30 protein-coding genes are annotated in these 25,810 nt (G+C 54.3%); 16 read left to right on the plus strand and 14 right to left on the minus strand.

Annotation, left to right across the window (positions count from 1 at the left end):
• Nucleotides 1-53: 53 nt before the first annotated feature.
• The 4 genes from NITSA_RS03400 to NITSA_RS03415 form a co-directional block, all read right to left on the minus strand.
• Nucleotides 54-2,003 carry a DUF505 domain-containing protein gene (locus tag NITSA_RS03400; protein WP_013553631.1) on the minus strand — a complete coding sequence of 650 codons (1,950 nt, stop codon included), beginning with the start codon at nucleotides 2,001-2,003 and terminating at the stop codon, nucleotides 54-56.
• A 241-nt stretch (nucleotides 2,004-2,244) separates the two neighbouring features.
• On the minus strand, nucleotides 2,245-2,811 hold the full coding sequence (locus NITSA_RS03405; RefSeq protein ID WP_013553632.1) for an HdeD family acid-resistance protein: 567 nt from the start codon (nucleotides 2,809-2,811) through the stop codon (nucleotides 2,245-2,247).
• Nucleotides 2,812-2,833: 22 nt separating this feature from the next.
• Nucleotides 2,834-3,283, minus strand: a complete 450-nt coding sequence (locus NITSA_RS03410) for a DUF1931 family protein (RefSeq protein WP_013553633.1) — start codon at nucleotides 3,281-3,283, stop codon at nucleotides 2,834-2,836.
• Nucleotides 3,284-3,361: 78 nt separating this feature from the next.
• Nucleotides 3,362-4,279: a YfdX family protein gene (locus tag NITSA_RS03415; RefSeq protein ID WP_013553634.1), complete on the minus strand. Its 918-nt coding sequence runs from the start codon at nucleotides 4,277-4,279 to the stop codon at nucleotides 3,362-3,364.
• Between the two features lie 197 nt (nucleotides 4,280-4,476).
• Here NITSA_RS03415 and NITSA_RS03420 point away from each other — a divergent pair, with 197 nt between their 5' ends.
• The 7 genes from NITSA_RS03420 to NITSA_RS03450 all read left to right on the plus strand — a co-directional run bounded on the left by NITSA_RS03420 (nucleotide 4,477) and on the right by NITSA_RS03450 (nucleotide 8,339).
• Nucleotides 4,477-4,728, plus strand: a complete 252-nt coding sequence (locus NITSA_RS03420; RefSeq protein WP_013553635.1) for a hypothetical protein — start codon at nucleotides 4,477-4,479, stop codon at nucleotides 4,726-4,728.
• 4 nt (nucleotides 4,729-4,732) lie between these two features.
• The gene (locus NITSA_RS03425) at nucleotides 4,733-5,716 is read left to right on the plus strand and encodes an EI24 domain-containing protein (protein WP_013553636.1); all 984 of its coding nucleotides are present in this window, start codon (nucleotides 4,733-4,735) and stop codon (nucleotides 5,714-5,716) included.
• Complete coding sequence (locus NITSA_RS03430; protein WP_013553637.1) at nucleotides 5,706-5,903, plus strand: hypothetical protein; 198 nt, start codon at nucleotides 5,706-5,708, stop codon at nucleotides 5,901-5,903. Before NITSA_RS03425 ends, NITSA_RS03430 begins: the two co-directional genes overlap by 11 nt.
• Before the next feature lie 110 nt (nucleotides 5,904-6,013).
• A complete protein-coding gene (locus NITSA_RS03435; protein ID WP_042203661.1) occupies nucleotides 6,014-6,850 on the plus strand; it encodes a hypothetical protein in 837 nt (278 codons plus the stop codon).
• A gap of 9 nt (nucleotides 6,851-6,859) precedes the next feature.
• Nucleotides 6,860-7,183 carry a hypothetical protein gene (locus NITSA_RS03440; protein WP_013553639.1) on the plus strand — a complete coding sequence of 108 codons (324 nt, stop codon included), beginning with the start codon at nucleotides 6,860-6,862 and terminating at the stop codon, nucleotides 7,181-7,183.
• A 129-nt stretch (nucleotides 7,184-7,312) separates the two neighbouring features.
• A complete protein-coding gene (locus tag NITSA_RS03445) occupies nucleotides 7,313-8,026 on the plus strand; it encodes an AzlC family ABC transporter permease (RefSeq protein ID WP_013553640.1) in 714 nt (237 codons plus the stop codon).
• Complete coding sequence (locus NITSA_RS03450) at nucleotides 8,010-8,339, plus strand: branched-chain amino acid transporter permease (protein ID WP_013553641.1); 330 nt, start codon at nucleotides 8,010-8,012, stop codon at nucleotides 8,337-8,339. The genes NITSA_RS03445 and NITSA_RS03450 overlap by 17 nt, the downstream gene beginning before the upstream one ends.
• A gap of 28 nt (nucleotides 8,340-8,367) precedes the next feature.
• Here the strand turns inward: NITSA_RS03450 and NITSA_RS03455 are convergent, their stop codons facing one another.
• Nucleotides 8,368-9,297: a hypothetical protein gene (locus NITSA_RS03455; RefSeq protein WP_013553642.1), complete on the minus strand. Its 930-nt coding sequence runs from the start codon at nucleotides 9,295-9,297 to the stop codon at nucleotides 8,368-8,370.
• 115 nt (nucleotides 9,298-9,412) lie between these two features.
• Here NITSA_RS03455 and NITSA_RS03460 point away from each other — a divergent pair, with 115 nt between their 5' ends.
• The 4 genes from NITSA_RS03460 to NITSA_RS11075 are packed head-to-tail and all read left to right on the plus strand — an operon-like array spanning nucleotide 9,413 to nucleotide 12,093.
• The gene (locus NITSA_RS03460; protein WP_042203667.1) at nucleotides 9,413-9,598 is read left to right on the plus strand and encodes a hypothetical protein; all 186 of its coding nucleotides are present in this window, start codon (nucleotides 9,413-9,415) and stop codon (nucleotides 9,596-9,598) included.
• 12 nt (nucleotides 9,599-9,610) lie between these two features.
• On the plus strand, nucleotides 9,611-11,044 hold the full coding sequence (locus NITSA_RS03465; RefSeq protein ID WP_013553643.1) for a hypothetical protein: 1,434 nt from the start codon (nucleotides 9,611-9,613) through the stop codon (nucleotides 11,042-11,044).
• Nucleotides 11,041-11,880 carry a hypothetical protein gene (locus tag NITSA_RS03470; RefSeq protein ID WP_013553644.1) on the plus strand — a complete coding sequence of 280 codons (840 nt, stop codon included), beginning with the start codon at nucleotides 11,041-11,043 and terminating at the stop codon, nucleotides 11,878-11,880. Before NITSA_RS03465 ends, NITSA_RS03470 begins: the two co-directional genes overlap by 4 nt.
• Before the next feature lie 45 nt (nucleotides 11,881-11,925).
• Nucleotides 11,926-12,093, plus strand: coding sequence for an AzlD domain-containing protein (locus NITSA_RS11075; RefSeq protein ID WP_281031939.1), 168 nt, complete (start codon nucleotides 11,926-11,928; stop codon nucleotides 12,091-12,093).
• A gap of 25 nt (nucleotides 12,094-12,118) precedes the next feature.
• On the opposite strand, the gene NITSA_RS03475 is transcribed toward NITSA_RS11075, so the two are convergent.
• The 6 genes from NITSA_RS03475 to NITSA_RS03500 all read right to left on the minus strand — a co-directional run bounded on the left by NITSA_RS03475 (nucleotide 12,119) and on the right by NITSA_RS03500 (nucleotide 20,064).
• On the minus strand, nucleotides 12,119-13,426 hold the full coding sequence (locus NITSA_RS03475; RefSeq protein ID WP_013553645.1) for a cation:proton antiporter: 1,308 nt from the start codon (nucleotides 13,424-13,426) through the stop codon (nucleotides 12,119-12,121).
• A 57-nt stretch (nucleotides 13,427-13,483) separates the two neighbouring features.
• On the minus strand, nucleotides 13,484-14,761 hold the full coding sequence (locus NITSA_RS03480) for an RsiV family protein (protein ID WP_013553646.1): 1,278 nt from the start codon (nucleotides 14,759-14,761) through the stop codon (nucleotides 13,484-13,486).
• Between the two features lie 17 nt (nucleotides 14,762-14,778).
• Nucleotides 14,779-16,299 carry a gamma-glutamyltransferase gene (gene ggt, locus NITSA_RS03485; RefSeq protein ID WP_013553647.1) on the minus strand — a complete coding sequence of 507 codons (1,521 nt, stop codon included), beginning with the start codon at nucleotides 16,297-16,299 and terminating at the stop codon, nucleotides 14,779-14,781.
• Nucleotides 16,300-16,371: 72 nt separating this feature from the next.
• On the minus strand, nucleotides 16,372-17,475 hold the full coding sequence (locus NITSA_RS03490; protein ID WP_013553648.1) for a carboxylate-amine ligase: 1,104 nt from the start codon (nucleotides 17,473-17,475) through the stop codon (nucleotides 16,372-16,374).
• Nucleotides 17,476-17,729: 254 nt separating this feature from the next.
• On the minus strand, nucleotides 17,730-19,160 hold the full coding sequence (gene glnA, locus NITSA_RS03495; protein WP_013553649.1) for a type I glutamate--ammonia ligase: 1,431 nt from the start codon (nucleotides 19,158-19,160) through the stop codon (nucleotides 17,730-17,732).
• A 124-nt stretch (nucleotides 19,161-19,284) separates the two neighbouring features.
• Nucleotides 19,285-20,064 (minus strand): histidinol-phosphatase HisJ family protein, encoded by a 780-nt coding sequence (locus NITSA_RS03500; protein ID WP_013553650.1) that lies wholly within the window; start codon nucleotides 20,062-20,064, stop codon nucleotides 19,285-19,287.
• 154 nt (nucleotides 20,065-20,218) lie between these two features.
• Between NITSA_RS03500 and NITSA_RS03505 the strand changes: the two genes are divergently transcribed.
• Entirely contained in the window at nucleotides 20,219-21,019 is an 801-nt protein-coding gene (locus NITSA_RS03505; protein ID WP_013553651.1) for a shikimate dehydrogenase, read from the plus strand.
• Here the strand turns inward: NITSA_RS03505 and NITSA_RS03510 are convergent.
• From NITSA_RS03510 to NITSA_RS03520, 3 genes are read right to left on the minus strand one after another with little or no spacing between them, the layout of a single operon-like run.
• Nucleotides 21,016-21,372: a type II toxin-antitoxin system PemK/MazF family toxin gene (locus NITSA_RS03510; protein WP_013553652.1), complete on the minus strand. Its 357-nt coding sequence runs from the start codon at nucleotides 21,370-21,372 to the stop codon at nucleotides 21,016-21,018. The two genes, NITSA_RS03505 and NITSA_RS03510, sit on opposite strands and share 4 nt — an antisense overlap.
• Entirely contained in the window at nucleotides 21,369-21,620 is a 252-nt protein-coding gene (locus NITSA_RS03515; protein WP_013553653.1) for a hypothetical protein, read from the minus strand. Before NITSA_RS03515 ends, NITSA_RS03510 begins: the two co-directional genes overlap by 4 nt.
• A gap of 36 nt (nucleotides 21,621-21,656) precedes the next feature.
• A complete protein-coding gene (locus NITSA_RS03520; protein WP_052296598.1) occupies nucleotides 21,657-22,451 on the minus strand; it encodes a polysaccharide deacetylase family protein in 795 nt (264 codons plus the stop codon).
• A 165-nt stretch (nucleotides 22,452-22,616) separates the two neighbouring features.
• On the opposite strand from NITSA_RS03520, the gene NITSA_RS03525 reads away from it, so the two are divergent.
• The 4 genes from NITSA_RS03525 (at nucleotide 22,617) to glyQ (ending at nucleotide 25,794) form a co-directional block, all read left to right on the plus strand.
• A complete protein-coding gene (locus NITSA_RS03525; RefSeq protein ID WP_013553655.1) occupies nucleotides 22,617-23,951 on the plus strand; it encodes a peptidase U32 family protein in 1,335 nt (444 codons plus the stop codon).
• A gap of 23 nt (nucleotides 23,952-23,974) precedes the next feature.
• On the plus strand, nucleotides 23,975-24,469 hold the full coding sequence (gene purE / locus NITSA_RS03530) for a 5-(carboxyamino)imidazole ribonucleotide mutase (protein ID WP_013553656.1): 495 nt from the start codon (nucleotides 23,975-23,977) through the stop codon (nucleotides 24,467-24,469).
• Nucleotides 24,470-24,643: 174 nt separating this feature from the next.
• A complete protein-coding gene (locus tag NITSA_RS03535) occupies nucleotides 24,644-24,901 on the plus strand; it encodes a glutaredoxin family protein (RefSeq protein ID WP_013553657.1) in 258 nt (85 codons plus the stop codon).
• A complete protein-coding gene (gene glyQ / locus NITSA_RS03540; protein ID WP_013553658.1) occupies nucleotides 24,901-25,794 on the plus strand; it encodes a glycine--tRNA ligase subunit alpha in 894 nt (297 codons plus the stop codon). Before NITSA_RS03535 ends, glyQ begins: the two co-directional genes overlap by 1 nt.
• Nucleotides 25,795-25,810: the final 16 nt, after the last annotated feature.

Raw genomic sequence — 25,810 nt, forward strand, 5'->3', positions numbered from 1 at the left:
GAGGAGGGGCTTTTTTATTTTGGGGGAATTGTGAAGAGTTCCCCGCAAAGTTTTTAGCTGTTGAGAAGCTCGTAGGCTTCCAGGATGTCCAGGCCGGCCTCGTTGATGCTGGTGTGGCCGATGAACTTGGCGTTACGGGCCACGGTGAGCGCCTTGTTGAAGGTCTCGGGATCGAGACCAGAGATCTTGATCGCCTCTTTGATGTTTTTGGGCAGGATACGCACTTTGCGCTCCTTGACATAGAGGTTGCCCACTTCGTGCAGCGCGTCGAGGACCCGGACTACCAGGGGGTTGAGGGCATTGCCGAAGGATTCGGGAGTGCCGCTAAGTGCCCGCTTGATGAGGTGGCCCGCTTCGGTGACGACGACACCGCCATCGGGCAGGAGCTCGACAAATCCGCGTGCCTCGAGCTTGTTGAGCCCGTAGGTGACCTCCTCTTTGAGGGTGGGGTCGAAGTCTTCGTAGAGGCTCTCGACGAAATAGCCCCGCTCGGGGAGCTTGTGCAGGATCTGCAGCTCGAAGCGGGTGATGTGGGGCTTGCGCTCCACGTTATATGCCAGGTCGGCATAGATCTCGCCCGAATGGGTGGGGGCGCCGCCGCCGACGAGGTGCTCGGCCTTGGCCGCTTCGTACCACTCCAGGTTGGGTGCGCCGAATTCGCTCTCACGGATGGTGATCGCTTTGACAGCGGGAGCGCTGATTTCGCGGAAGCCTTTCTCTTTCTGCTCTTCGAAGACCAGACGTCCCTCCGGGGTCATATCGTAATAGAGTTTGCCATCCTCACTCAGTTTGGCTTCGACGAGGCTGAAGCTCTTGAGGGTCATCAGAGACTCTTCGATCACATCCATCAGCTTCTCAAGCCAGTGGTTGCCTTTTTCGTAGAAACTCTTGAAGAGTTCTTCAACTGTGAGGGCTTCGGCGAATTTCTTCTTGAGCTCCTCTTTTTTCTGATAACCCATATCCTCATTGAGCCGGCGTCCGTAGTGCTCTTTGACCGCTTTGTACTCTTTGAGGGGGAGATCCAGCAGGTAGTGGCGGATCTCTTCGGGGGCCGGGAGCACTTCGGGGTTGGACTCGTGACGCTTCATCACTTCGTCGATGCCTCTGAGGATCTCGACATCCAACGCTTCGAGATCGAAGGTCCTGGCAGGCAGATAGGCTTGCTCTCTGAGGATATGGAGCACCTCTTCGAGGGCTTCGCCGCCGGGAAGGAGTTTGCCTTCGGCATCGATGAGGGCCAGGCTCTCCATCAGCTCTTTCTCTTTGTCGTTGAGGGCCTCGAAGCCATTGTCGAGATAGTATGCCAGCACATGCAGGTAATCTTCGCTGATCACGGCGTCATAGGGATAGGCCATATGGGTGATGGCGTTTTTGACCGCTTTGCCCAGACGGTTGAGGCTGAAGATGTCGGTATTGGGCACACTGTAGCTCAACAGCCGCATCGACTCCAGCAGCTCCGCTTCGCGTCCCTCGTAGTCCAGGCCGTTCTTCTCGGCGGGGCCTTCGGGCATGGAGACGATGAAGTTGGCCAGGTTCTGGGTGATCTCCAGCTTGGGATGGGAGTGGAGATAGATGTCGTAGAGCGCCTCGGCATAGTCGTTGAGCTTGGTGCATTCGCCGCAGTGCTCGTCACGGACTTTTTCGGCGAATCCACGCTCGGTTAGCGCCTCTTCGGCGACGGGACCGACGAAGCCGCCGTTTTTCATAGCGGCTTCGATCATCGCGATGGTTTCGCTACCGATCCAGCGGTATCCCTCTTTCCAGTTGGCGGGGATGTCCAGTTTGCCGTTTTGGATCATTTCGTCGAGGAGGTAGACGAGGTTGCGTCCCCAGTAGGAGAGGCGGAATTCCACTTTGCTGCTCCCCATTTCGAGCAGGTTGGCCAGATTGAGTTCATTGTAGGGTTCCCGCTCGGCAGCCACAGAGATTTGGCAGTGGGTTCCTTTGTTTTCTTCGCCCAGCACATTGTAGAGTGCGACAGCATGTTCTTTCTTGATCAGCATTGTTTTGCTCCTTTTGGATGTTTTGTTGAGGGTATTGTAGTGGGAAATTTGGAAAAGTCATTGCTACCCGGGTTGCATTGAGGTTCGTTTATTAGTGTATTGGTGTATTTGTTATTGGGAGAGTTGAGCGTTGAGTGCTGAGCGTTGAGAAAATGGATAGAGAATTATTAGGACAACGGATAGTATTTGTAGCTGATTTCTCAATCCAAAATCTTTCATCCGGCCGCAAGGCGGCTGGCGCTTAGGACTTCTCCTGCTCGCTTTTGGCGGCGCTGGAGAGGCCGAGGAGCATCACGCCGTCGAAGAAGAGGCTGATTCCCACCAGCAGACCCACCAACCAAAGAGTTTTGATCGGATTGGGGATGGCGGTGAAAAAGATGATGCCCAACGCCAGCGACAAGATAGAGTTGAGCAGGGCGATCCACCAGTTGGCTGCCGGGCGGAGCTTCATCGCCAACATAAAGTTGGTAAAAGCGTCCACGAAGAAGTAGGCGCTAAAGATGATTCCCAGAGCGATGACTCCCGGCAGAGGATTGACGATCAGCAGGGCACCTGTGACGGTGAAGAGCAGAAACTTCAACCAGCCCAGCCAATCTTTTTTGTTGAGCTGCCATGTCTGGATTCCGACGAGAAATCCGCTGAAGAGCAGCAGCCATCCGAAGAAGATCGCTGTGGTCATCGACATGATCTCAGGGTAAAAGACTCCTACGAGTCCGAGGATGATGAAGATGACGCCATAGATCTTCGTGTATTTACTGAATTTTTCCAGATCCTGAACGTTGTCTGTGAATTGTTTGATGTTTAACATCGCTATTCCTTTGGGACCCGGATCAGAGGGTCAGATCCATGATCCGGCCGGCACGCTCGATCAGCTCGTGGTTGACCCGGCGGCTTTCGCGGTCGATCTCTTTCATGATGCGGGCCATGACCACGAGGATCGCTCCGGTGAGTTCGGGCAGCTTGGCTTCGAGGTCAGCTGCGAGGGGATACTTCAGAGGAGGGATGGTGGTCAGATAGTTGAGCACATCCTGAACGTCGATCTCCTCTTCGAGCTTTTTGAACTCGATGATGGTCTCCTGCAATCCCTTGGTGATGGGGAGGTCGGCTTCCCAAATGATGTCACGGCCGTTGAGGTTGGCGTTGCGCTCCGCGGCGATGAGGAAGTCGACCAGTTTCTTTTCGATGATGTCGGTGATCTCTTTCGCATGCCCCTTGTCGATGTCCAGAGAGGCCGCTTTGCGGAAGAGTGCTTCGAGTTTTGTATATCCGAGTATTGCCATGGTTGATCCTTTTTCTTGTTGTTAGGTGTTTATTGCGTCATTGTAGCGGAACTTTGGGCCTTCTCGGGCCCTCATCCCTTACTTGTGAAGGGTTTTGACCGCTTTCTCTTCGAACTCTTTGAGTTTGGCGATCAGATTTTCGAAGAGTTTTTCCGCTTTGTTCTTGCCGCGGATCTCTTTTTCGATCTTCTCGATGGCTTCATTGAGCATCTTGTAGGTCGTGTCCGAAGTACTGGTGTATCCCAGAGCTTCGGCTTTTTTCAGAGCGGCTTTGGCCGCATCGAGGTACGCCAGGGCCAGTTTCTTGTCGGTTTTGGCGACTTTGCTGGCTGCGACGATGAGATCCTGTGCCTCTACGATACCCAGAGGAGTGACCACATCCACCTCGACGAAGGTACTCAGAGCCGTGGCGAGCACTTTTTGTGCCTCGGCGACCTTGCCTTCATGCAGGAATCTCGCCGCCAGTTTCAACGCGGCAGGGTAGGAAGCCAGAGGCATATTGATGGTGATGAGGTCGATTTCGTCTTTCAGAGTCTGGACGATGATCCGGGCATCCTGAACACGCTTTTTCTCCAGCAGGGCGATGGAGGTGATGACGGCATTTTCCACGTCATAGGCCGTACCGGGAAATTCGCTGACGACTACCGATGCGTTCAGAGGCAGAAGGGCCGGAGCGTTGGGATGGCTCAGGACCACTTCCATTTTGCCGATGGCTTTTTCCAGAGACTTGATGGCTTCATCTTTTTTGTTCTGGCTCAATTGCACCAGGGTCTGCTGGGTCAAAGCGACTGCTTCGACGGCCTCTTTGACGATCTTGACATCCGCTTTTTGGGCGTTGGCCCGGGCTTTGGCATTGCGTACCGCAGCGTTCTTGACGCTTTGGCTGCTCGCTTTTTGTGCGACTTGGGCTTTGGGCGCCGCTTTGGTCTCGGCGGCCGAGAGACCGCTGCTCAGCAAAGCCAGGGCAGCGACCGAAGAGAGAAGAACCTTTTTCATTTGATACCTCCTGGGTAATTTTTTGATTTTTCTACTCTGAAAGTTTAGTCTATCTCACTAATCTAGAATGCTACACAGGTAGCAAACTCTCAAAAGTCGCATCGAAAATTGCCAAAAAGCTTCAGGGGTTAAAAAGAGATAAAAAGAGAGTGTATAATAGTTGCGATCAAGCAAAAAAACGAAAAAGAGGAGTTCCTATGATTGAGTTTGTAAAAAAGATGACCGAGTGGATGCTGGAAAAAGAGGGTGAATTGGCGAAGAAGTGCGCCATCGATCCTCAGGTGATCGAGCAGCAGATCGAAAAGATCGAAGCCAAGAAAGAGGAGCTCCACCGCCAATGCCAGGAGAATGAGGAAGAACTCGAACACATCCTCACCCGGCTCAAATGGCTCAAGGCCGAAGCGCTCAAGTGTGATGTGAAACCGAACGAGAATACAGGCGGAGCGTGAGACGATGGCGAGCATTTACGGTATTTTCCATCGGAGCCTGAGAGATCTGATCCGTTGGCCGGTGTTGCGGGAAGTGCTGGTGACCGGATTGCCACTGATGCTGATCTGGCTGGCCATCGGCTGGGTCGTCTGGACCCCGTTGCTGCATGTGAGCACCTGGATCATCAGTTGGGTCCCTTTCAGTATCGTCAAAGCCAACGGAGCCCTGTTGATCCTCTTTTTGATCTGGGCTCTGGCGGTCCTGGTCTCCTATGCGTTCATTACGGCAATGATCGCTCCGATCTTCTTCCGGAAGATGAAGCGGGGGTATTACTACTACTCTTTTGGCGTGCTGTTGTTGCTTGCCGCCGGATGGGCCTGGCTCATCATCGCCAACTGGGGGCTTCTCAACAAAGCCATCGCCGACAAACTCCTGGTCTGGCTCCCCTTTCAGACGGTGGCGGAGGGGAGTGCGATGCTGCTCAACTTCTACATCCTCTACGGCTTTTACATTTTGAGCCTCTTTCTGGTCCTTTCGTTGTTCCGGAAAGATTTTCTCGAAACGGTCCGCGAGATCAATTACCCCGATTATGAACCTCCTGTCGAGAAGATCAAAACGCACCACGGGACGGTGGCGCTGCGGGATGCCGCACTTTTCGTGCTCCTGACGGTACTGCTCTTTCCCCTGCTGGTGATCCCGATCGTCAATGTCCTGATCCAGCTCTTCCTTTGGGCCTGGCTCTACCGGGACGCCACCTTCCGGGGAACCTGTCGGCTCTACTGCACCCAGGAGGAGTTCACCCGGCTCAAACAGCATCGTTTCGTCATCTGGAGCATCGCCTTTTTCGCTTCGATGCTCAACTTCGTGCCGATCATCAATATGTTTACTCCCTTTTTCGTCCAACTGGTCCTCTTCCACTGGATTATGGCCGAAAAGGGCATTGCTCCGGCTTCCGCGGATGAGCGCGAAGAGATCGAAAAAGGACTGGAGGCGAGTGATGGAGAGTGAAGAAAAAAAGAGGGTCATCATCTCCGGGCTGGATATCCCCTTTTGGGATCTGGTCTGGTTTATGGTGAAATTGGCGCTTGCCTCCTTCCCCGCGGTCTTTATCCTCTATCTCTTTGTGGTCTTGTTTACGATGCTTTTCGGAGCGGTGAGCGATCTTTTCATCCCCGGATTCGGGATGGTTCACTGATTCTGGGCATTGTGCCTTGTGATCATTTGTGTCCGGAGGGCGCATTTTTGCCCTCTTGTCGGAATATGGTATATACTGCGTAAAACCCGTAATTTATTAGGAGATAGAAGATGATGCGACGTCTTTTGGCACTCTGTAGCGAAGTGGAGCAGGCTCCCGAGCTGATCGGGAAGACCCGCGAACTCTCCGATCGATTGAAGGCCGGTGTGACCCTGGTCTATGTGAAGGAGGAGGGGCTTTTTGAACTGCCGATCTACGAAGGCAGGGAAGAGAATATGGAAGCGGTGCGTGAGCATCTGGAGGAGCTGCTCCGCAAAGAGGGGCTCGAGGAGTGGGCACTGCTGATTTACGAGAATGATCTGGTTGACCACGCCGTGCTGGAGTCGGATCGGGAAGATTCCCTCCTAATCGTCGCCAATCAGCACGAGGAGCTCGGCAAACTTTTGCAAAAGAGTGACCGTCCCCTCTATGTCATCGTGCCCGAAGCGGAGCACCATCCTGTCAAGGGACTCTATGTCCCCGATGTCGTGGGGGATCCCGCTCCCTGCTTCCATATGGTGAAGCGCCTGGAGCCAAAAGTGGGCTGGGAAGCCTATATGGATTATCAATTCTTCCCTTCAGCCGATGATGCGATGATCGATCCGGTCATGGGGACTATGACTCCCGAGATCCTTATCCAGGAGGAGTCTCAGGTCATCGAGAGTACCCGGGAGCGTTTCGAAGCCTTTTGCAAGGCGGAAGGGATCCCAGGGCATTTTGAGATCGGCGAATCGGGGATCGAGCAGGATGTTCAGGACGCACTGGAGCGCAGCGGAGCCGATCTGCTGGTCTTCGCCCCGACGGACAGGGAGACGATCCTGGCCGAGGGGGCCAAGGGCCTTTTGGCAAATACCGATGTGGATGTGTTGGTCTGCTTTCAAGTGAGGGCGGCCTCTTTGGAGCTTTAGGTCCCGCAGATGAGAGAACGCCTCAGAAGCGCGGCCCGAAGAGCCGCGGAGAATCCCGTATTGCGCCAGAGCGCCCGCTCCCTCAAACCCACTCCCAATCTCTGGGGAATACTGGGAGTACTCTTTTTCTTCATCCTTCCCGAGGTCATCGGATTTTGGCGGGGAAAAGCCATCGCCCAGTGGGCCCATGCCCGGATGCTTCAGGAACCCGACTTTATGGGGCGCAAAGTCTACTGGATTTTGGAGAAGCTCTTCGAAGACGGCGGCAGCTGGGTCAATCTGGGGATCGGGATCGCTCTGCTGGTCTGGATCTTTTATGAATGGCGGCACTGAAGCCTCGGTAAATTCTCCAACCGGGCAGTGTCGTTTCCGACCGCTTCGATATGGATAATTTGCCCCTTTTCTCCCATATCCTTCTGCTATAATCTTTACAATTTTTATTACCACACCAAGGGATGGCTTTTGATAAAAGATCCTGCCTTCAAAGCCGCGTTGAAAGCCTCGATGCCAGTGCTGATGGGCTACAGCGTCCTGGGCTTCGCCTTCGGTTTGTTGATGCGCTCTCAGGGCTATGCCTGGTATCTGCCGGTGGCGATGTCGCTGCTCATCTATGCCGGGACCCTGCAGTTTCTGGCTCTGGAGTTTTTTCGGGCCAAGGCGGGGATGTGGGAAATTTTCGTCGCGTCGATCTTCATCAATATCCGTCAAGCCTTCTACGGACTCTCCCTGCTCAAGCAATTCCAAAAGACCGGCCGTTTCAAACCCTATCTGATCTTCGCCCTCACCGATGAGACTTACGCATTGATGACCACTCTGAAGCCCGATGCCAGGATCGATCAGAGGCGTTACTACTTTTACCTGGCGGCACTGAATCAGAGCTACTGGGTTTTGGGCACGGTGGCCGGGGTGCTGGTGGGAGGCGTAATGCGTTTCGATACCCGGGGGCTCGATTTTTCCCTGACGGCCCTTTTTGTGGTGCTGGCTATGGAGCAGTACCGTCAGCGCAGAAATCTCCTTCCCTTTCTGATCGGAGCGGGCGCTTCCCTGGCGGCTATGGTGCTGGTCAGCCGCGACCGGATGCTGATCACCGCCATCGGCCTGGCGCTGCTGGGGATGCTCGCTTTGCGGGGGAGATTGAATGAGGATGAGGAGGCTGAGGGTGGAACAGGTGAATGAAGCATGGATCTGGCAAGCCGTCTTCGTCATGGCCCTAGCCAACCTCCTTACCCGTGCGGCTCCTTTTCTCTTCTTCTCCCGGCACCGTCCGCCCAGGCTCGTGATCTTTATCGAGCAAAATTTTCCGCCGGTCATTCTGACGATCCTGATCCTCTATACCCTCAGCGGCGTCGATCTCACCCAGGCCCCCTACGGGATCAGGGAGCTTTTGGGGATCGCGGTGACGGTTTTGCTGCATTGGAGATGGCGGAACTATTTGGTTTCTATTTTCGGTGGGACGGCTTTTTATATGGTATTGGTGCAGGGGGGTTGAAGCGGGTTTGATACTTGAGCCCTGTCAGTCATTTTTTTGAAGACGTAGTTAAAAGATCCATAATCGTATCGTACACTTCTTCTAGCCGTGAAAGTTCCCATGGGATATGCAGGCGATAAACGGGGAGCGACTCTGCCATTTTGGCGAAATAAAAAAAACGTTGGATTTTGGTGAATTCAAAGGGGGCGAAGGGTGTATAGTGAAGAACTTTATATTTTTCGATTCCTATCAGCTTCTCGACGGCAACGGGGGCATCGGGTGAGGCCTTTTGGAGGCTAAAGAGGGCGGTGATGGGTAAAGGTTTCCGTTTGAAATTTTCCACCCTTTTGCCCAGGGTTTCGGCTTTTCTAAAAGGCCGCAAAAAAGGGTAGGAAGGGATGGCATAGTAGTCGGAAGCCTTTTGAAGTATCCCCAGAGTGTCATCTGAGAGCAAGGCATGCCCCCTCCGAACGAAGTAGTCTGTCAGCGTAGACTTTCCCCCGTAGGAGAATGCTGAGAAGAGGAGTGCTTTTTCGTTTATTTCTACAGAACCAACGTGTAAAATATGATAAATGCCTTCCAGCTCAAGTATCTGAGGTAAAAAAGTGTGATAGACCCAATAGCGCAAGCGCTCGGGAGTGAAGGCTTGATGAGGAATGTATTCAATACTATGTGTTTTGTGCCGCCACATCAGTGTCAGCACTCCTTCCACTTCAATCCCCCAGTCGATGTTCTTTTTTTCCGTTTGATCGAAAGAGACGGTGCTGAGATAGCGGAAGGATCTTTTCTGACTCTCTACCTTTTCACTGACATAAGGGGCTTGCAGCTTTTTCTTACCGCTTCGGTATATACGGATATACCGCTGATCGTCGTAAGCCGTAATGGGTAAATCATACGCTTCATTGAGCTGGGGCTCTTCTTCAAATAGGATATGGTGGCCAAAAACAGATGTCATATTCTTATATTCTTTATAATCCATTTGTAATCGTTTAAAAAATAAATCAATTTCTTGATAATTTAAAGCTCAATTCTATTGAATTTTATATGTTGACCGTATTATAATATGAATATTTCAGACAGGAAGGGGATTCATAATGCCAGAGAAAAAGATGGACTCTTTTGTTGAATCTAAAAAGGAAAAGGTTGAAGGTTCGGAGCGTAGAACATTTATTAAAAAAGCGTTCTACTCCACTCCTGTACTGGTGGGACTGGGTCAAATGGTCAAACCAAGCTCTGCCCATGCGGATAGTACGACAATCCCCCCGCATCCGGATCGATAGAAAGGAAATGGTATGAAGATGACACTCAAATATGCTACGGTACTCCTCCTTTCGGGCACACTTTCTTCATTGAACGCGGCACCGAGTTGTCTCGAAGTCTGGGGAAGTGGACTGGAAGCAGGCTCTGACAACTCGACTGCCTTCGATTTTGATACGAACTCCCCTATACCGCGGCTCTATGACTGGGTCAACTGCAGGCTCATAGGTAAGGACAAAAGTGGTGATATGGAGTGCCGCGACAGCAATAACAATATTGTAGCCAACGTCGATGTCACCGGTTATGAACGCACGACGATCAGTGATTCCACTCCAGGCGGTGAAGACCTGGTGGTCAACGAGAACGAGACGCTGACTCTGACACCGGGGCAAACCTATGACTATAATTCGATTCAAGTAAGTGAAGGTGGAAAAATTTTAGTGGGCTCCGGTAACGGAGTGGTGTATATCCGCGTAAGCGGCGATGTCAAACTCGATAAGAATGCATTTATCAACTGCAGCTCATATCCGGGCAACGACGGAGACACCAACGGTTTCGGCGATCCTCAGAAACTGGTGATATACACCAATGGTCAATTTCAGTTTGGAGGGGAGCAGGCTTGTATCTCAGGGTTTGTATATGCCAAGGGCAAGATAGATTTCAATGATGATGCTCGGGTAATGGGGTCTGTCTCAGCGGACTATTTCGACAATGTCAAATCGGGGACCGAAATCCATGAAAGACAGCCAAGCGGTGACTTCTCGCCACTCTGTGAACCGGGAGCTGCGGCGGAAGACGGTTGGCATTTTGTAGGTATACCCGCCGATACCTCGGCTGATTCCGCGACGGTGGATGACATTTTTGGGGATAATTTCGGGACACTCAGATATTCGACGAGCGGGCCCGGCTGGACTTTATACCGTCGTGACTTTAGTACAACGGACAATAGCAGCAGTTATACGACAATGGATATTAACGATACGCTTGAGACAGGCAGGGGCTATTGGCTATATACTGATACCAAGCGCATATGGGATGTGGAACGTGCAAGCCCAATAAACTGGAACATTGCCAAGGGAACGGATGGCTGCCAATCTGATAACGGCTGTATCGAATATCGCCTGCCCGTGCCAGTCCAGGATTGCGCCACAGCACCGGCCTCGGATCGGTTCAGGAACGTGATGGTCGGTTATCCGGGTAAAAGCAATGCGGATTGGAAAGATTACCGTTTCCTTCTCGATGGTTCAACAGTATATACCCCCTCTGAGGCAGAAACGGCGGGTTATGCCCTGAAAAAGATCCACCAGTATGACAGGGCGGCGGATGACTATACCACCTGTGACGATACCGATCAAACACCGGGCGCCTGTGTCACCAAGCCTTGGGAAGGGATATGGGTACAGGTCGAATGTGGTACGGCGGGACATACACTCGATCTTGTCATTCCCAACGGAGGAGCACAACAATGAAACGATACAGCAAAATATTGACCCGATCCATAGCGGCGACAAGTTTAATCGCTCTGATGACGAGTTCGCTGGAAGCCAGACTTCAGACCGGTCCTATCGTGAATCACGAGGTTCAACAACATAGAATCGAAAGGTTGGCAAAACACAAAAGAGTCAGAGTCGGGGCTATGTGGGCAATGACACTCTATGCCGAAGATGCTGACAGCAAACTCAAAAGCGTAGAGACGCGATTCGGTCAGATCAAAAAGGCCAAAAAGGGTGTCGATGCCTATGATCAGGAATCCTTTCCCAGTTGGCCGAAGCTCGCCGTCAATTTCGAGGCTGATGGACCCGGGAGCAAATATAAGGGAGACTACCATAACATCACGAGATGGAGAGGTGACGAATGGAATTTCGTCGTAACTTCCAGCGATGTCAACAGAGCCGTAACGCTTCGATGGTCTGAACTCCAGAAAGTGGTATTGCTCAAAAGTAAAGCTCAACCAAGACCCTACAAACGCATCGAAGCACCCGGAGCCAGAAAACTTCGCCGACTGCTGCTTATCGATCTCAAGACCGGTGAAAAGATCCCTGCTGTGATCGACGGAAAGCTGCAGAGCTATACGTTCAATATGGAGGGGGAAAAGACTCGTAGATTCAAATGGAAGTTTCTTTCGGTTAGAGAGTATTTCAAAAGTAGAAGATTGGCCCATCGTAATATGAGAGCAAAACGCAGATTGGAAAAGATATACGCCAAAGAGCTCGCAAAAAGCCTAAGAGCGGAAAAGAGAGCGAAGAGGCACTCGTCACATCATACTCCTCCACCGGCTGGAAAGAAAGAGATTATTGAAGAGTAGTCTCTTTACTCTCGGATAAAAGATTATATTTCTCCTCCATTAAAAATCCCCAATCCTTCCCTCAGCGGCGTCGATCTTACCCGGGCCCCCTACGGGATGAGGGAGCTCCTGGGGATCGCGGTGACGGTTTTGCTGCATTGGCGATGGCGGAACTATTTGGTCTCTATTTTTGGTGGGACGGCTTTTTATATGGTTTTGGGGCAGTGGGGTTGAGAATGGGATCGAAGAATAACCGGTCTCACTTCTCCCCAAAAAGCCTTCGCTCTTTTTCGGGGCGGAAGGTGAACCAGGCCCACAGCACCGTGCCGTAGACGAAGATCGAAAGGATCACTACGCCGACGGTGACCGATTCGAAGAGTTCCCGATGGGGGTAGTCGGCGGGGATCATATGGACCAGGATGATCGAGAGGGCTCCCTTCATTCCCGAGAAGGTGAGGATGAACCACCCCTCGGCACCCACCGGTTTGATGGCGGAGAGCTTTTGGCCGAACCAGGCGAATTTGGCCATGGAGAGGGCGCGAATGAGGGTGGTGGCGACAAACATCGCCAGGATTTCCCTCCGATATTCCCAGAGCTTGTGCAGGTCCACCATCTCCGCCAGCACGAAGAAGATCACCACCGCGGCGATGTAGCCGAATTCGCTGGCCATCTCATAGATATACTCCAGCCGCTCCCGTGTCGTGGCCAGGACCCCCTCCAGACGGAGGCGTTGGACGAAGCTGCGCCGTTTGCGCTCGAGTTGTCGCTCTTCGATTTCGATATCCCGGTCGATCCAGGCTTTGGTGGAGACGATGGCGACGATGAGGGTCAGGATGCCGCTGAGGTGGAAATGCTCGCCCAGCAGATAGGCGGCGTAGGCTTCGATGACGAAGGTGAAGAGCTCTCCGCGTTTGTCGGAGTAGAACTTCATCAGCCAGTAGAATCCGTAGCCAAGCCCCAGACCGATGAGGGTGCTGAAGGCGAAGACCCTCAGCGCTTCGAGGGCGGCGTCGTCCGCTTCGATGGAGCCCTGCATCATCCAGGGCAGGCCGATGAAGAAAAAGGCGATGACGGCGGTGGCGTCGTTGCCCAGGGATTCGCCCTCGATGAGGACTTTGACATCGTGGGCTACCCCTTTGAAGCGGGAGAGGACCGATTGCACACTCACGGCGTCGGTGGCCATATTGATGGCGAAAAGCGCCACATAGCCTCCCAGGGTGATCTGGGGAAAAAGATCGAAGGCGTAGAGGCTGGCTCCGGCGATGATGGAAAGGGCCACCGCTACCACCGCCAGGTAGAAGATCCCCCAGCCATGCCTTTTGAGGTCGGCGAACTTCAGATGCAGGGCATCCCCCATAAAGATCAGCGGGATACAAAAGAGAATGACGCTGTCGAAGTGCTCTTTGAGATCGATGGGGATCGCGGCGGGGAAGTAGTGATAGACCAGATAGGAGCCCAGCAGGAGCAGAAAGACCGAAGGGATCCTCAGCCGCAACGCCAGGGCATCAGCGAGGACCACGAGGGAGAGAATGGTGATCAGGACGATCTCAGGGGCGAAATGGTGCATCAGCTATTTTCCTTTTGCTTGGAGTTGCGTAACGATACCCGAAGGGGGCTGAAAAAGCTAGAGCTTCGGCAGGTCGATGCAGATTCGGTAGAGCTCGAATCCCAGAGGGTCTTGGCCCATTGGATCGTCCCCGCCCAGCTCACGTATCTTGCCCTCTTTCTGACCGATTAGATGATAGTTGAGGCAATAATATTCATTCTCCACAGCAGGCTCGAAGCTGAAGTGCAACTCCAGTGGTTCGTAAGAGGAGCTTGAGCTGCTTTCGGCTTGGAGAATGGGGTAGGGGGCGGCGATTTTCTTTCGTTTCTTAGGCGTGTGGATTGGAGTGCCCTTGGGGATGAAGCGCACCTTTTCAAAGCCGCTGCGCTCAAGAACGTGAATAGGATATTTCGATGGGGCCAGGGGCTGGGGGAAGCCGAAAGTGAGCCGGAGCTGGCGGTAGTCCCGGCTTGGAGTGAATGTCGCTTTTACTTCTACCTGTTTTCCTTTCTGTTCCAGATCCAGGATGAGCTCATCCGCATCATTTTCTCCCAGAGTGATTTTTCGGTGGACTTTCGGGGGCTGGAGATGGATTGGCCGGGTCAGGGGTATTAGGGCGGCATTGGGGGCGGTTAGGGGGCGCAGGGCGTAGTAGGGGATGGTCCAGACACTGTAGCCGTAGACGTAAGCCCTGGCTTCATAAGGGCTGTAGAGGGCCAGAAGACCCTTTTCGGTGACCGCCAGGTTCTCAGGGATTACGAAGCCCTCGGCGATCCAGCCGTAATCCTCCAGCGGTTCGTCGGGCAGGAGTCCCGCTTTGATGCGGAAATACTTTTCGGCCACTTTGGCAAAGGCCTTTTCCCGTCCGGGACCGATCAGGTCCGCGAGTTTCAGCTCTTTGCCGTCCTTTTCCCGAAAGAGGCGCAGCTCCACGGAGCTGTTGGGGTGGGCGCCCCCCGTGTAGCCGTAAAGATAGGCCTCCAGCGTCACGATCCCGGCGACATAATCATAGAATTCCAGGGAGGTCTGCTGAATCCATTCGGGAGCGCCGATCAGATCATCGGGATCGACATCGGCGAGGAGCTCACGCGGCTTGTCCTCGTTATAGCCGGACAAATAATAGGCGTTGAAGCCCTCGACGATGCGCCGCAGGGAGGGTTTGAGAATGGCGCTGTCGATAAGGTCAATCTTTTTAGTATAGCAAAGCTTCGCTTTTTTGCCCTGGACGCAGGTGCTCTGTTTTAGGGTGCGGCTTTTGAGCCGATAGGAGGATTGGGGGAGATCCCCGTCCATCGCCTGCAAGAGCCCGCCGAAGAGTAAAAGGGAGATCAGGGGAATTAAAAGGCTTTTTATCATTGGGCACCTCCTATGGATCAAAGAACTTTCTCCACCGCACCGCCCCGGCGGGAGTCGGCTCCGCCCTCGAAACGGCCGGTGACGGCGTTGACCCCGCCGAAAAAGAGGCTCTTCTCTTCGAAGAGGGTGGTCTTGTAGCGGGCATTGACCGCTTTGACGATCTCGGGGTCGTAGCCGGGTTCGAAGAAGACTTCTTCTTTTTCGTAATGGACCCTCGGGGCATCGACGGCTTCCTGGATTCCTTTGCCGAAGCGCAGGGTGCGTTCGATCACTTCGGTGATGGCGCTGCGGATGCGGTTGGAGCCGGCGCTGCCCAGGATGAGCACCGGTTCGTTTCCTTCGTCGAAAGCCATCGTGGGAGCCATCATCGAGGGGAGCCGCACTCCCGCGGGCCAGCGGAAAAATCCGTGGGGGTTGAGATCCTCTTCGCCCAGCATATTGTTGAGCATGATCCCCGCGCCGTGGACGACGATGCCGCTTCCTTCGCCATTGGTGGAGGTGACCGATGCGGCATGGCCCTCACGGTCGATGACACTGATGTGGGTGGTGTTGCCCCAGAGGTTCAGACGGCTCTGGAGGCTCAGGAGGTAATGGGCGAGCAGATCGCCGTTGTCCAGGATATCGCGCAGTGCCTCATCGTGGAGGTGGGGGTCCACGTGGGTCCGGCGAAACTCCGCCGTTACCGCCATCGCTTCGATGAGGTCCCGCACATACTCCAGGGTGTAGGAGCTTCGGGCTTTGGAACCCTCCAGCATTTTGAGGGTAAAGGCGATGAGGATGCCCCCGGCGGAGGGGGGAGGGTTGGTGGCGATTCGGTAGCCCCGGTAATCGAAACTGAGGGGCTCACGCAACCGGACTTGGTAATTTTCCAGATCCTCCCGGCGCAGGAGGCCGCCGTGCTCCCGATAGTAGCGGTCGATCTCCGCGGCGATCTCCCCGCGGTAGAAGAGATCGGCTCCCTCTTTGGCGAAGGCTTCGAGAAAGTCGGCGTAGTCGGGATTGCGAACGATCTTTTGATGATCGATCAGCTCACCGTCCGGGGCGAAGAGGGCCTGGGAGCCTCCGGTGGAGCGGAGGATCGGCTCGAGAAGTTTGACAAAGCTCGCCTGCAGTTGGCTGAGCCGGATCCCCTCCCGGGCATACTCCACCGCCGGGGCGATGACCTGCTCCATACTCAGCCGCCCCCGTTCCCGGTGGAGCCGGTCGATGCCGGCGATCATTCCCGGTACGGCTGTGGAGCCCGCACCAATATGAAACTCCTGCACCGCTGTGCCGAAATCGACGTAGATGGGGAAAAAGTCGGGCTCTTCGACCCGCTGGGGCGGCACATCCACAAAAAAATCGTAGAGCAGAGGCTTTGTCCCCGGAGAGTGGGCCAGGAGGAAGCCTCCCCCGCCCAGGCTGGTAAGCATCGGTTCCGCCAGAGGAGCCGCCAGCATCGCCGCACACGCCGCATCGAAAGCATTGCCCCCTTCTTGGAGGATCCGTGCCCCCGCTTGTGCCGTCAGCCGATCTCCTGCCGCAATAATCCCTTTCATTCCACTCCTTTTTTTATGTTTTTCGAATCATACAAATAAATTTCTAGTTACTAGTTACTCGTTTCTAGTTACTCACTCAATTAGCTCTTCTTCGATCACCTTTTTGAAGTCCCCTGTCTCTTCATAAATACGACGGAGTTTACGGGCGATAGTCTCCCGCTCGATGAGCTCGTGTAGGGCGGGGACATCTTGCTGGGTGCCCAGGGCTTGGAAGGAGCCGGAGCGTTCGATCTGATCCACCAGCTCGTGGGCCTTTTGGCGAATGCCGACGACCCGGTCCCCTTCGATGAAATTCCCCTTCATCCCGTGGCGGGCGGCATTCCATTTGTTCTGCTTGGCGATCTGGGTAAAGATGCGCCCCACGGGATATTGGGTGATGTGATGGAGCAGGCCCTGATAGAACATCACGATAAGTCTCAGGCGTTCCCGGTCGTAAAAAGCGTCACAGACCCGCAGCTCTACCGTGCCGAAACCCTGATGGATCCGTACATCCCACCAGACATCCTTGGCACTCTGGATCGTGCCGGTAGTGTAGAGCTGTTCCATCAGTCGGCAATAGGCGGGATAGCTGTCGAAGTATTCGGGGATGCCTGCCCTGGGGAGGCGTTCGAAGATCTTGGTGCGGTAGGATTGCAGGCCCGTATCTTCTCCCAGATGAAACGGAGAGTTGGCCGAGAGGGCCAGAAAGATGGGCAGATAGGCGATGGTGGCGTTGTAGGCGCGGATGGCGGCTTCGTCGGTGGGCATCGCCACGTGGATGTGGAGCCCACTGATGAGGAAGTTGCGCAGGACGATCTGCAGCTCTTCGGCGAAGGCGTCATAGCGGGGGTCTTCGAAACGTTCGTTGTCCTCTTTGCGCTCGAAGGGATGGGTGGCCAGGGCGGCCAGGCGGATCCCCTCCTTTTCGCCGATGCGGGTAAGTTCGTGGAGTGCTTTCATCACAAAATCCGCTGCCTCTGTGGGGTTTTGGCAGACGGGGGTGACGATCTCCACCATCGATTTGAGCAGCTCTTTGTGAATATTGGGGCGCAGGTTTTCGGGAATATTCTCGAAGAGGTAGGGAGAGCGGTTGGCCGGCTTCATCGTGGCGGCGTCGATGAGCCGCACCTCCAGTTCCACTCCCAGGCTCCAGGGGGTATCGGGATGAAAGATCGTGGGATCGCAATGGCCGGCCATATTCGCTCCTTCCTCACTCTATAGGAATGATTTTAGCGAAAAGAGAGCTTTTTATTAATGGAGAATTGAGAATGGAGAATGGAAGACAAAATAATGAGGAGTGAGGAGTGAGTAACCGAGCAATGGAGAATGGAATGATGGAGAAATAAAATCTCTTAACGCGCAATACTCAATGCTCTCCGGAAAGATAGAGTTGATTTTTTGAAATGGAATGTGAAGAAGATCGTTAAAAGAAAAGGGGCAAAGCCCCTGCTTTAGCAGCTGTAGGTGGAGCTGAATTCGAAGGCGGTAGGCCGGGCTTCGTCAGGCCAAACCTGGGTTTCGAATTTGTAGTGCTGATAAGTATCGACGAAGAGCTCGGTAAAGACCGGCTGGAGGAAGTCGTGATCCTTGATCAGCGCTTCGAGGCCCTCGCGGAGAGTGTGGGGCATCTGGGGAATGTTTTTCTCCCGGATCTCGTCAAGGGTGAGCTCGAAGAGGTCGATATCCATAGGCCCTACAGGCTCATATTTGTTTTTGATTCCGTCGATTCCCGCCATCAGCAGCGCGGAGAAAGCGAGGTAGGGGCAGGCGCTGGAGTCGGGGAAGCGGGTCTCGATCCGGGTCGCCATTTCACCGGCACCATAGGGGATCCGGCAGGCAGCGGAGCGGTTCTGGCTGGAGTAGGTCAGAATGCTGGGCGCTTCGAATCCGGGGATGAGCCGCTTGTAGGAGTTGGTGGTGGCGTTGGTGAGGGATGCGACGGCATGGGCATGCTTGAAGACTCCGCCGAGATAGTGAAGGGCGGTTTCGCTGAGGTTACCGTATTCACCCTCTTTGTAGAAGAGGTTTTTGCCGTCTTTCCAGAGAGACTGGTGGACGTGCATGCCGTTTCCGTTGTCGCCGTAGAGGGGCTTGGGCATGAAAGTAGCTGTCTTGCCGTTGAGGTGGGCGACCATCTTGACGACATACTTGTATTTCTGGACATTGTCGGCCGCTTCGATCAGGTTGCCGAACTTGATCCCGATCTCACCCTGTGCCTGGGCGACTTCGTGGTGGCCGAGGACGACCTCCAAGCCGATCTCTTCCATTACCTGCATCATCTCGGCTCTGAGGTCTACCATAGAGTCGGTGGGCATGGTGGGGAAGTATCCTCCCTTGGTGCCGGGGCGATGACCGATGTTGGGCATATCTTCGTAGTTCTTGTCGTAGCTCCACTCACCCTCGTCGGAGTCTACTTCGTAACCGGAACGGTTGATTCCGGTCCAGATCCGGACATTGTCGAAGATGAAAAACTCATTTTCAGGCCCAAAGTAGGCTTCGTCGGCGATCCCCTGCTCTTTCATATACTGCAGCGCTTTTTTGGCGATGGAGCGGGGGCACTTCTCATAAGGCTGCCCTTTGTAGATATCGAAGACGTCACAGATGACGACGATGGTAGGATCGGCGGTGAAGGGGTCCAGGAATGCGGTGGGAACGTCGGGCTTGAGAATCATATCGGACTTCTCGATCGGCTGCCAGGCATCGACGGAAGAGCCGTCGAAGGGGATTCCGTTTTCGAGCATTCCCTCATCGATCGCACCCAGGCGGTAGGTGATGTGGTGCCACGCCCCTTTGATATCGGTGAAGCGGAAGTCGACGAACTCGACTTCGTTGTCTTTGCAGAACGCGAAGAACTCTTCAATATTGTTGACAAATTTACCCATAGGTAATCCTCCTGAAAAATTGATGGCTTCATTATACTCCCACTCTCTGAGAAAAAGGAAAGGGGAACTGCCTAAATTTTAAGCAGTCATTTCGCTTTACTTCAGAGCCGTGGAGATCATTTGCCTAAAATTTCAGCAGGCGGCGTTCTCTTCGGTGAAAATCGGCCGCCTCGCTGTATCCGGCTTTCCGGGCCAGGGCGTGCAGTTGGCCCATCTTGTAGCCTACCTGCTCCGGTTTGTGGGCGTCGGAGGCGAAGGTGATTGGGATTTTCCGGTCGTGGGCCATACGGAGCAGGTCGAGGGATGGGTAAGCCTCCGCGACCGGTTTGCGCCAGCCAGCGGCGTTGAGTTCGAGCGTCATATCCGCAGAGGCGATGGCGTCCAGGGCCCCCTCGGCCAGGGTTCGGATGTCGGAGCGGGGTTTGTAGTTGAAGACTTTGATGAGATCAAGGTGCCCGACGATATCGAAGAGGCGGCTTTGGGCCATCGCCTCGACCGCTTCGAAATATTCCCGCCAGATGGTATCGAGGTCGGCATTTTCATATTCACCGATGAATTCGGGATTGTCAAAGCCCCACTCGTCGATGAAATGGACCGAGCCGATGAAGTAATCCACCTCGGCGTTCAAAACCCGTTCGTCCATATGCCCGGGGAGGTAATCCACCTCATAGCCCAGGCGCAGGGTGATCTTGTCTTTGTAGCGCTCGGCCGCTTCCCGTACTTCTTCCTCGTAGCCGCTCATCTCTTCGAAAGCCATACGGTATTTTTCGTCGAAATCCATCGGGGCGTGGTCGGAAAAGCCGAAAATGTAGATCCCTTTGGCAAGGGCCGCTTCGATGTATTCGTCGATACTTCCTTCGGCGTGGTTGCATCGGGGTGTATGGTTGTGCAGGTCGATGGTCATAGTTCGCCTTTTCGAGAAACTTCAATGATTGGAGATTACCCAATTTTTAGGGGAGGGGCAAGGGAATAATCGAGTCGGGTGCTCCGGGCTGTGGCTTATGAGGGGAGATTGGATAAGATTTGGCTCAAAATAGAGAGGAAAAGGATGCTGACCGATGGATAGAGAACTCTTTGCAATTTTCGGGAATCCCGTGGCCCACTCCCGCTCACCGCTGATGCACAACTATACTTTCCAAACCCTCGACTACCCTGCCTGCTATGGACGCTATCGGCTGGAAGAGGGGGAACGGCTGAGGGAAGTATTTTTGAAGTTGGGGCTGAAGGGGGCCAACATCACGGTTCCGCATAAAGAGCACGCCTACCGGGCCTGCGATGAATTGGACGATTTCGCCCGAAAAGTGGGGGCGGTCAATACCATCGTCCTGCGCGATGGAAAGCTCCACGGCTACAACACCGACGCTCCCGGCTTTTTGCGGGTCGTAGAAGAGTTCGGCGGGGGCAAAAGGGTGCTCTTCCTCGGAGCGGGCGGTACGGCGGCATCGACGGCGATGATTTTGAGGGAAGCGGGCTATGAGGTGACAATCCTTAACCGCAGCGCAGGGAGGCTTGAGTCTTTCAAGGAGCAGGGTTTCGCCGCCTATACCTGGGAAGAGTTTGCCCCCGGAGCGTATGACCTGATCGTCAATATGAGCTCCGCCGGATTGGAGGATGAGAGCCTCCCGGCGCCGAGAGAGATCCTGGAACCACTATTGCGCCGCGCGTCGGGAGCCCTGGATGTGATTTACGGCAAAGAGACTCCCTTTTTGCGTCTGGCCCGCTCTCTGGGGGTGCGGAGCAAAGACGGAAGCGAAATGCTCCTCTACCAGGGAGTGATCGCTTTCGACTATTTCACCGAAGGGCATTTTGATCTCGAAAAGATAGAAAAGGCTATGCGGGAGAGTTTCTTTCTGGATTAAAAAGTTCCGACTCCCAGATGGAGGCAGAGTTTTTGTTCCACCTCTTTGAGCTCCCGGGGAGTCAGGACAGTCAGGCATCGGCTCAGATCGATGCGGCTGAGATCCAATGTGCAGAGTTCGTTGATGCATATTTCGCTGTCTTGAAGCAGATGGTCCCTTGCCTTGAGGACCACCCGCAGGGAGCCTCCGCTGATCCAGCTTGTCAGAGGAAGGAGGGTTACCCCTTTGAAAGCCACTTTGTCGATAACTCTATTGGCGATATCGTTTTGAATGATCAGTGCAGGCCGGACCTTGCCAAATTCACTGTTGTATTTCTTTCCGAAATTAACCAGATAGATTTCGCCTCGTTTCATCGACCGAGATCCTCCGCCACACTTTCAATCTCCAAAAACTCTTCATAAGCTTCCTCGTTGAGCGCTTGGGCATTTTCCAGCAGGTAGAGCTCCTCTTCGAGTTTGCTGCGAAGCTGTTTATAGAGGGCATAAGGAATGACGACACTCTTGGCGATATGCCGCTTGGCGTCTTCGATCAGGGTTACTTCGGTAGCGTTGGTTACGATCGACGGCTTCTTCACTACGTCACTTACGGTGATATATTTCATCGTTTTACCTTTTTATTCTTTGTATATATTATACCATTATTTATGTTTTTCTTTGAGGATCCCGGAGAGAGGATAGAGCTGCGGGATCTCGCCCTTTTGAAGCATTTTCAAAAAGAGATCCACCCCTTTGGGTTCATTGCCGTTTCCGTGTACCAGAATGATGGAGCCAGGCCTGGGCCTTTGGCCCTTGGCCAGCCAGGCATTGCTGCCAATGGTGATGAGCCCGAGTCGGGTAACCGTTTCGACGCTGCGCCGATCGGAAACCAGCCCGGGGAAACGGAAGAAAATCGAAGGGGTGACGCCGTGCTCCAGCAGGCTCTTTTCGAGGGTCAGCACATCCTCCGTCAAATTCTCCTCGGGTGAGAGGACGAAATTCTCTCTCATAGGCTTGCCGGGATGGTAGTGGTGCCAGGCGGTGTGGTTGCCCCAGGTGATCGCCAGGTCGCCCTTTTCTTTCCAGGATTTGAATTGCGCGAAGGCATTCGGATGTTTGTCAATCCAGCGCTTGGTAATGAAAAGGGTCACCGGCACCGGATGGGGGAAACGGTCGATGAGGGCTTCATAGAGCCGCTGCTCAAAACCCTTTTTGGACGAGGGGCAGAGATCGGTCGTAAGATAGAGCCCGTTTTGAGCGTGGGTAATGCCGTCGTTTTGCAGGGGATGAGGCGGGGCGGATGCAGCCCTCAGGAGGCGATGGTAGCGGGAGTCGGCGGGGCAGGGAACTCTGTGTATATCGTTCTCTCGGAGCACACGGGTTTTGAGCGTCTCGGGATGCACCGTCAGAAGCATCGGACGGCCCTGGAGCTGAAAGCTTCTCAGGGCTTCCAGCACCGTTCCTTCTTGTCGAAAACAGAAATGCGTAGGCTTGTAATGGGTGACAGACACTGCTCCAAGCGATGAGAGAAGGAGCAAAAGGATTGTAAACGTTTTGATGGGAGGCTCCATTTGGATAAAATATCCCAATTTTATCACGCCTGAGCGCAAGAGGGAAAATCTATGGACAAAGTGGAACTGCTCGCCCCCGCGGGCAATCTGGAAAAACTCAAAATCGCCATCAACTACGGGGCCGATGCCGTCTATGGCGGCACGAGTACCTTCAGCCTGCGGATCCGCAGCGGCAAAGAGTTTGACCTGGACTCTTTCAAAGCCGGCATCGACTATGCCCACGAACGGGGCAAGAAGGTCTATGTCACCATCAACGGCTTTCCTTTCAACTCCCAGCTGAAACTTTACGAAAACCATTTGGCCAAGATGCGTGAACTGGGGCCTGACGCCTTCATCGTCTCCAGCCCCGGCGTGATCCGGATGGCACGCAAAGTCGCCCCCGAGATCCCCATCCACCTCTCCACCCAGGCCAATGTGATGAATGCGATGGATGCGGCGGTCTACTACGATATGGGGGTGCGCCGGATCATCGCGGCACGGGAGATCAGCCTAAAAGATTGCGAAGCGATCAAAAAGGAGCTGCCGGATCTGGAGCTGGAGATCTTCGTCCACGGCTCGATGTGTTTCGCCTACAGCGGGCGCTGCCTTATCTCGGCCCTGCAGACGGGGCGGGTCCCCAACCGGGGCAGCTGCGCCAACGACTGCCGTTTTCCCTACGAGATCTACGCCCACAATCCCGAGAGCGGCACCACCTTCAAACTCGAAGAGGAGACAGAGATCGGCACCTACATTATGAACGCCAAGGATATGAACCTGGCGAGCCATATCGACGAGATCCTCTCCAGCGGCGTCATCGATTCGCTCAAGATCGAGGGGCGGACCAAATCCCCCTATTATGTGGCCACCGTCACCCGGGCCTACCGCCAAGCGATCGACGATTACTACGCCGGCGTCTTCGAGGCGGAGCGCTACCAAAAGGAGCTGCATACCACTCAGAACCGGGGCTTCACCGACGCTTATCTCATCAGCCGCCCCTTCGAGCGCCACGATACCCAGTCCCAGGGCTTCACAATCCAGGAGGGGACCCATCAGGTGGCGGCGCTGGTGGGCGAAGAGGGAACCACCTGGCGCTGCAAGGACAAGACCTGTGTCGGCGACCGGCTGGAGATCGTGCTGCCGGTAGGCGCGACCCTGCAGGAGGTGGAGAACGAATACGGCAAGGTCGAGCTGGGAGAAGAGGGCAAATGGTGGCTGACGATCAAAAAGATCGTCGCCCTTTCGGGTAAAGAGTTTGAGTGCATCCACAGCGGCGATCTAAATGATATAATACTGCCGACGAAATTCCCGGGATATACGATTTTGCGCCGGGACATTCGGGAAGCCCGGGCTAAAAAGGGTTTGACCCCCGAGCCTCAAGCCATTCAGCGACGGGAAGAGAAGTACTGAAGAGATAAAAAAGAAGGATAGTAATGAAATTCGTTTCCATCATCATCGGGAGCAAGAGCGATTACGAAGTGATGAAAGAATGCGCCGAGACCTTCAAGAAATTCGGCGTACCCTACGAGCTGATCATCTCTTCGGCCCACCGCTCTCCCGAGCGGACCAAGCATTACATCAAAGAGGCGGAAGAGAAGGGGGCCCAGGCCTTCATCGCCGCGGCGGGTATGGCGGCTCATCTGGCCGGAGCCGTAGCGGCGGCGACGACCAAACCGGTGATCGGTGTGCCGATGGCCAGCGGAGAGCTCCGGGGCGAGGATGCCTTGCTGAGCACCGTGATGATGCCCGCCGGTATGCCCGTAGGCACCGTCGCCATCGGCAAAGCCGGAGCCGTCAACGCCGCTTATATGGCCATCCAGATCCTAGCACTCAGCGACGACGAACTGCGGGTCAAGCTCCAGGAAGACCGGGTGAGCAAAGCCAAGAAGGTGGAATTGGATTCTAAGGAGATCGAAGTCATTTTGTGACTTCGATCTCCTTGAATGAGGAATGAGTAATGAGTAATGAGGAACGAGGAATTTAGGATTGCCCGGGCCTAAGCCCGGGCTTTTTATAATAAAAGCTTTACGACAGTAAAGCCTACAATAATTCCTCATTCTTCATTCCTAACTCCTCATTTATTCGACTGAAAGGAGAATACTATGGAAGAGAAGAAAAAGCCCTCCAAAACCGTTGTGCTCTTTACCTCTCCGAGCTGCATCTGGTGTACGCGGGCGAAGAATCATTTCCGCAAGCACAAGGTGCGTTTCAAAGAGATCGACATCACCAAAGACCGCAAAGCGGCCAAGGATTGTGAACGCCACAGCTGCCGCGGGGTGCCGGTGGTCCTCATCGGCAGTCAATGGATCTGCGGATTCGACCAGGCCAAAATCGACAAACTTTTAGGAATAGCATCATAATGAACCCCAACGCCATCACCTTCTCCGACCTTCTCCTCAAGCTCCAGCAATATTGGGCGGCCCAGGGCTGCACCATTGTCCAACCCTATGACCTGCCCGCCGGGGCGGGGACCTTTCATCCCGCCACGCTGCTGCGCTCGCTTGACTCGACTCCCTGGGCTACCGCCTATGTAGCCCCCAGCCGCCGTCCCACCGACGGGCGCTACGGGGAGAACCCCAACCGTCTGGGCGCCTATTACCAGTTCCAGGTGCTCATCAAGCCCTCGCCTGATAATATCCAGGATCTTTACCTCAAATCCCTGGAGTATCTGGGGCTCAGGCTCCAGGATCACGACATCCGCTTTGTCGAAGACAACTGGGAATCCCCGACGCTGGGGGCCTGGGGCTTGGGCTGGGAAGTCTGGCTCGATGGAATGGAAGTGACCCAGTTTACCTACTTCCAGCAAGTCGGCGGTCTGCCCTGCGATCCGGTGGCCGTGGAGATCACCTACGGTACCGAGCGCCTGGCGATGTATCTGCAGGGGGTCGAGTCGGTCTTCGATATCGTCTGGAACCGCAAAGGCGACGAAGTGGTCACCTATGCCGACGTCCACAAAGAGAGCGAATATGAATTCTCCAAATACCATTTCGAAGTGGCCGATACCGAGATGCTCTTCCGTCACTTCGACGATGCCAGCAACGAGTGCCGCCGCTGCCTGGAGGCGGGGCTGCCCCTGCCGGCTTACGACCAGTGTATGATCGCTTCGCATACCTTCAACGTCCTCGATGCCCGTAAAGCGATCAGCCAGGCCCAGCGCCAAAATTACATCCTCAAGATCCGGGACCTGGCCAAGGGGTGTGCCGAGCTCTATAAAGCCCAGGAACCGGAACGTTTGAAGAGAGTTAAGAGCTGAGCGTCGAAGTAGATGA

It is taken from the genome of Nitratifractor salsuginis DSM 16511, from assembly GCF_000186245.1.
GTDB lineage: Bacteria > Campylobacterota > Campylobacteria > Campylobacterales > Sulfurovaceae > Nitratifractor > Nitratifractor salsuginis.

Excerpts from the sequence above, each read along its gene's own strand:
- NITSA_RS03515 (WP_013553653.1), bottom strand. The coding sequence starts at position 21,620 with ATGAAATATATCACCGTAAGTGACGTAGTGAAGAAGCCGTCGATCGTA.
- ggt (WP_013553647.1), bottom strand. The coding sequence starts at position 16,299 with ATGAAAGGGATTATTGCGGCAGGAGATCGGCTGACGGCACAAGCGGGG.
- NITSA_RS03470 (WP_013553644.1), top strand. The coding sequence starts at position 11,041 with ATGAAACGATACAGCAAAATATTGACCCGATCCATAGCGGCGACAAGT.
- NITSA_RS03535 (WP_013553657.1), top strand. The coding sequence starts at position 24,644 with ATGGAAGAGAAGAAAAAGCCCTCCAAAACCGTTGTGCTCTTTACCTCT.
- NITSA_RS03460 (WP_042203667.1), top strand. The coding sequence starts at position 9,413 with ATGCCAGAGAAAAAGATGGACTCTTTTGTTGAATCTAAAAAGGAAAAG.
- glyQ (WP_013553658.1), top strand. The coding sequence starts at position 24,901 with ATGAACCCCAACGCCATCACCTTCTCCGACCTTCTCCTCAAGCTCCAG.
- NITSA_RS03525 (WP_013553655.1), top strand. The coding sequence starts at position 22,617 with ATGGACAAAGTGGAACTGCTCGCCCCCGCGGGCAATCTGGAAAAACTC.
- NITSA_RS03435 (WP_042203661.1), top strand. The coding sequence starts at position 6,014 with ATGATGCGACGTCTTTTGGCACTCTGTAGCGAAGTGGAGCAGGCTCCC.
- NITSA_RS03420 (WP_013553635.1), top strand. The coding sequence starts at position 4,477 with ATGATTGAGTTTGTAAAAAAGATGACCGAGTGGATGCTGGAAAAAGAG.
- NITSA_RS03510 (WP_013553652.1), bottom strand. The coding sequence starts at position 21,372 with ATGAAACGAGGCGAAATCTATCTGGTTAATTTCGGAAAGAAATACAAC.
- NITSA_RS03465 (WP_013553643.1), top strand. The coding sequence starts at position 9,611 with ATGAAGATGACACTCAAATATGCTACGGTACTCCTCCTTTCGGGCACA.
- NITSA_RS03410 (WP_013553633.1), bottom strand. The coding sequence starts at position 3,283 with ATGGCAATACTCGGATATACAAAACTCGAAGCACTCTTCCGCAAAGCG.
- NITSA_RS03475 (WP_013553645.1), bottom strand. The coding sequence starts at position 13,426 with ATGCACCATTTCGCCCCTGAGATCGTCCTGATCACCATTCTCTCCCTC.
- NITSA_RS03490 (WP_013553648.1), bottom strand. The coding sequence starts at position 17,475 with ATGGCCGGCCATTGCGATCCCACGATCTTTCATCCCGATACCCCCTGG.
- NITSA_RS03425 (WP_013553636.1), top strand. The coding sequence starts at position 4,733 with ATGGCGAGCATTTACGGTATTTTCCATCGGAGCCTGAGAGATCTGATC.
- NITSA_RS03400 (WP_013553631.1), bottom strand. The coding sequence starts at position 2,003 with ATGCTGATCAAGAAAGAACATGCTGTCGCACTCTACAATGTGCTGGGC.
- NITSA_RS03500 (WP_013553650.1), bottom strand. The coding sequence starts at position 20,064 with ATGACCATCGACCTGCACAACCATACACCCCGATGCAACCACGCCGAA.
- NITSA_RS03405 (WP_013553632.1), bottom strand. The coding sequence starts at position 2,811 with ATGTTAAACATCAAACAATTCACAGACAACGTTCAGGATCTGGAAAAA.
- NITSA_RS03455 (WP_013553642.1), bottom strand. The coding sequence starts at position 9,297 with ATGGATTATAAAGAATATAAGAATATGACATCTGTTTTTGGCCACCAT.
- NITSA_RS03505 (WP_013553651.1), top strand. The coding sequence starts at position 20,219 with ATGGATAGAGAACTCTTTGCAATTTTCGGGAATCCCGTGGCCCACTCC.
- NITSA_RS03430 (WP_013553637.1), top strand. The coding sequence starts at position 5,706 with ATGGAGAGTGAAGAAAAAAAGAGGGTCATCATCTCCGGGCTGGATATC.
- NITSA_RS03480 (WP_013553646.1), bottom strand. The coding sequence starts at position 14,761 with ATGATAAAAAGCCTTTTAATTCCCCTGATCTCCCTTTTACTCTTCGGC.
- NITSA_RS03415 (WP_013553634.1), bottom strand. The coding sequence starts at position 4,279 with ATGAAAAAGGTTCTTCTCTCTTCGGTCGCTGCCCTGGCTTTGCTGAGC.
- glnA (WP_013553649.1), bottom strand. The coding sequence starts at position 19,160 with ATGGGTAAATTTGTCAACAATATTGAAGAGTTCTTCGCGTTCTGCAAA.
- purE (WP_013553656.1), top strand. The coding sequence starts at position 23,975 with ATGAAATTCGTTTCCATCATCATCGGGAGCAAGAGCGATTACGAAGTG.
- NITSA_RS03440 (WP_013553639.1), top strand. The coding sequence starts at position 6,860 with ATGAGAGAACGCCTCAGAAGCGCGGCCCGAAGAGCCGCGGAGAATCCC.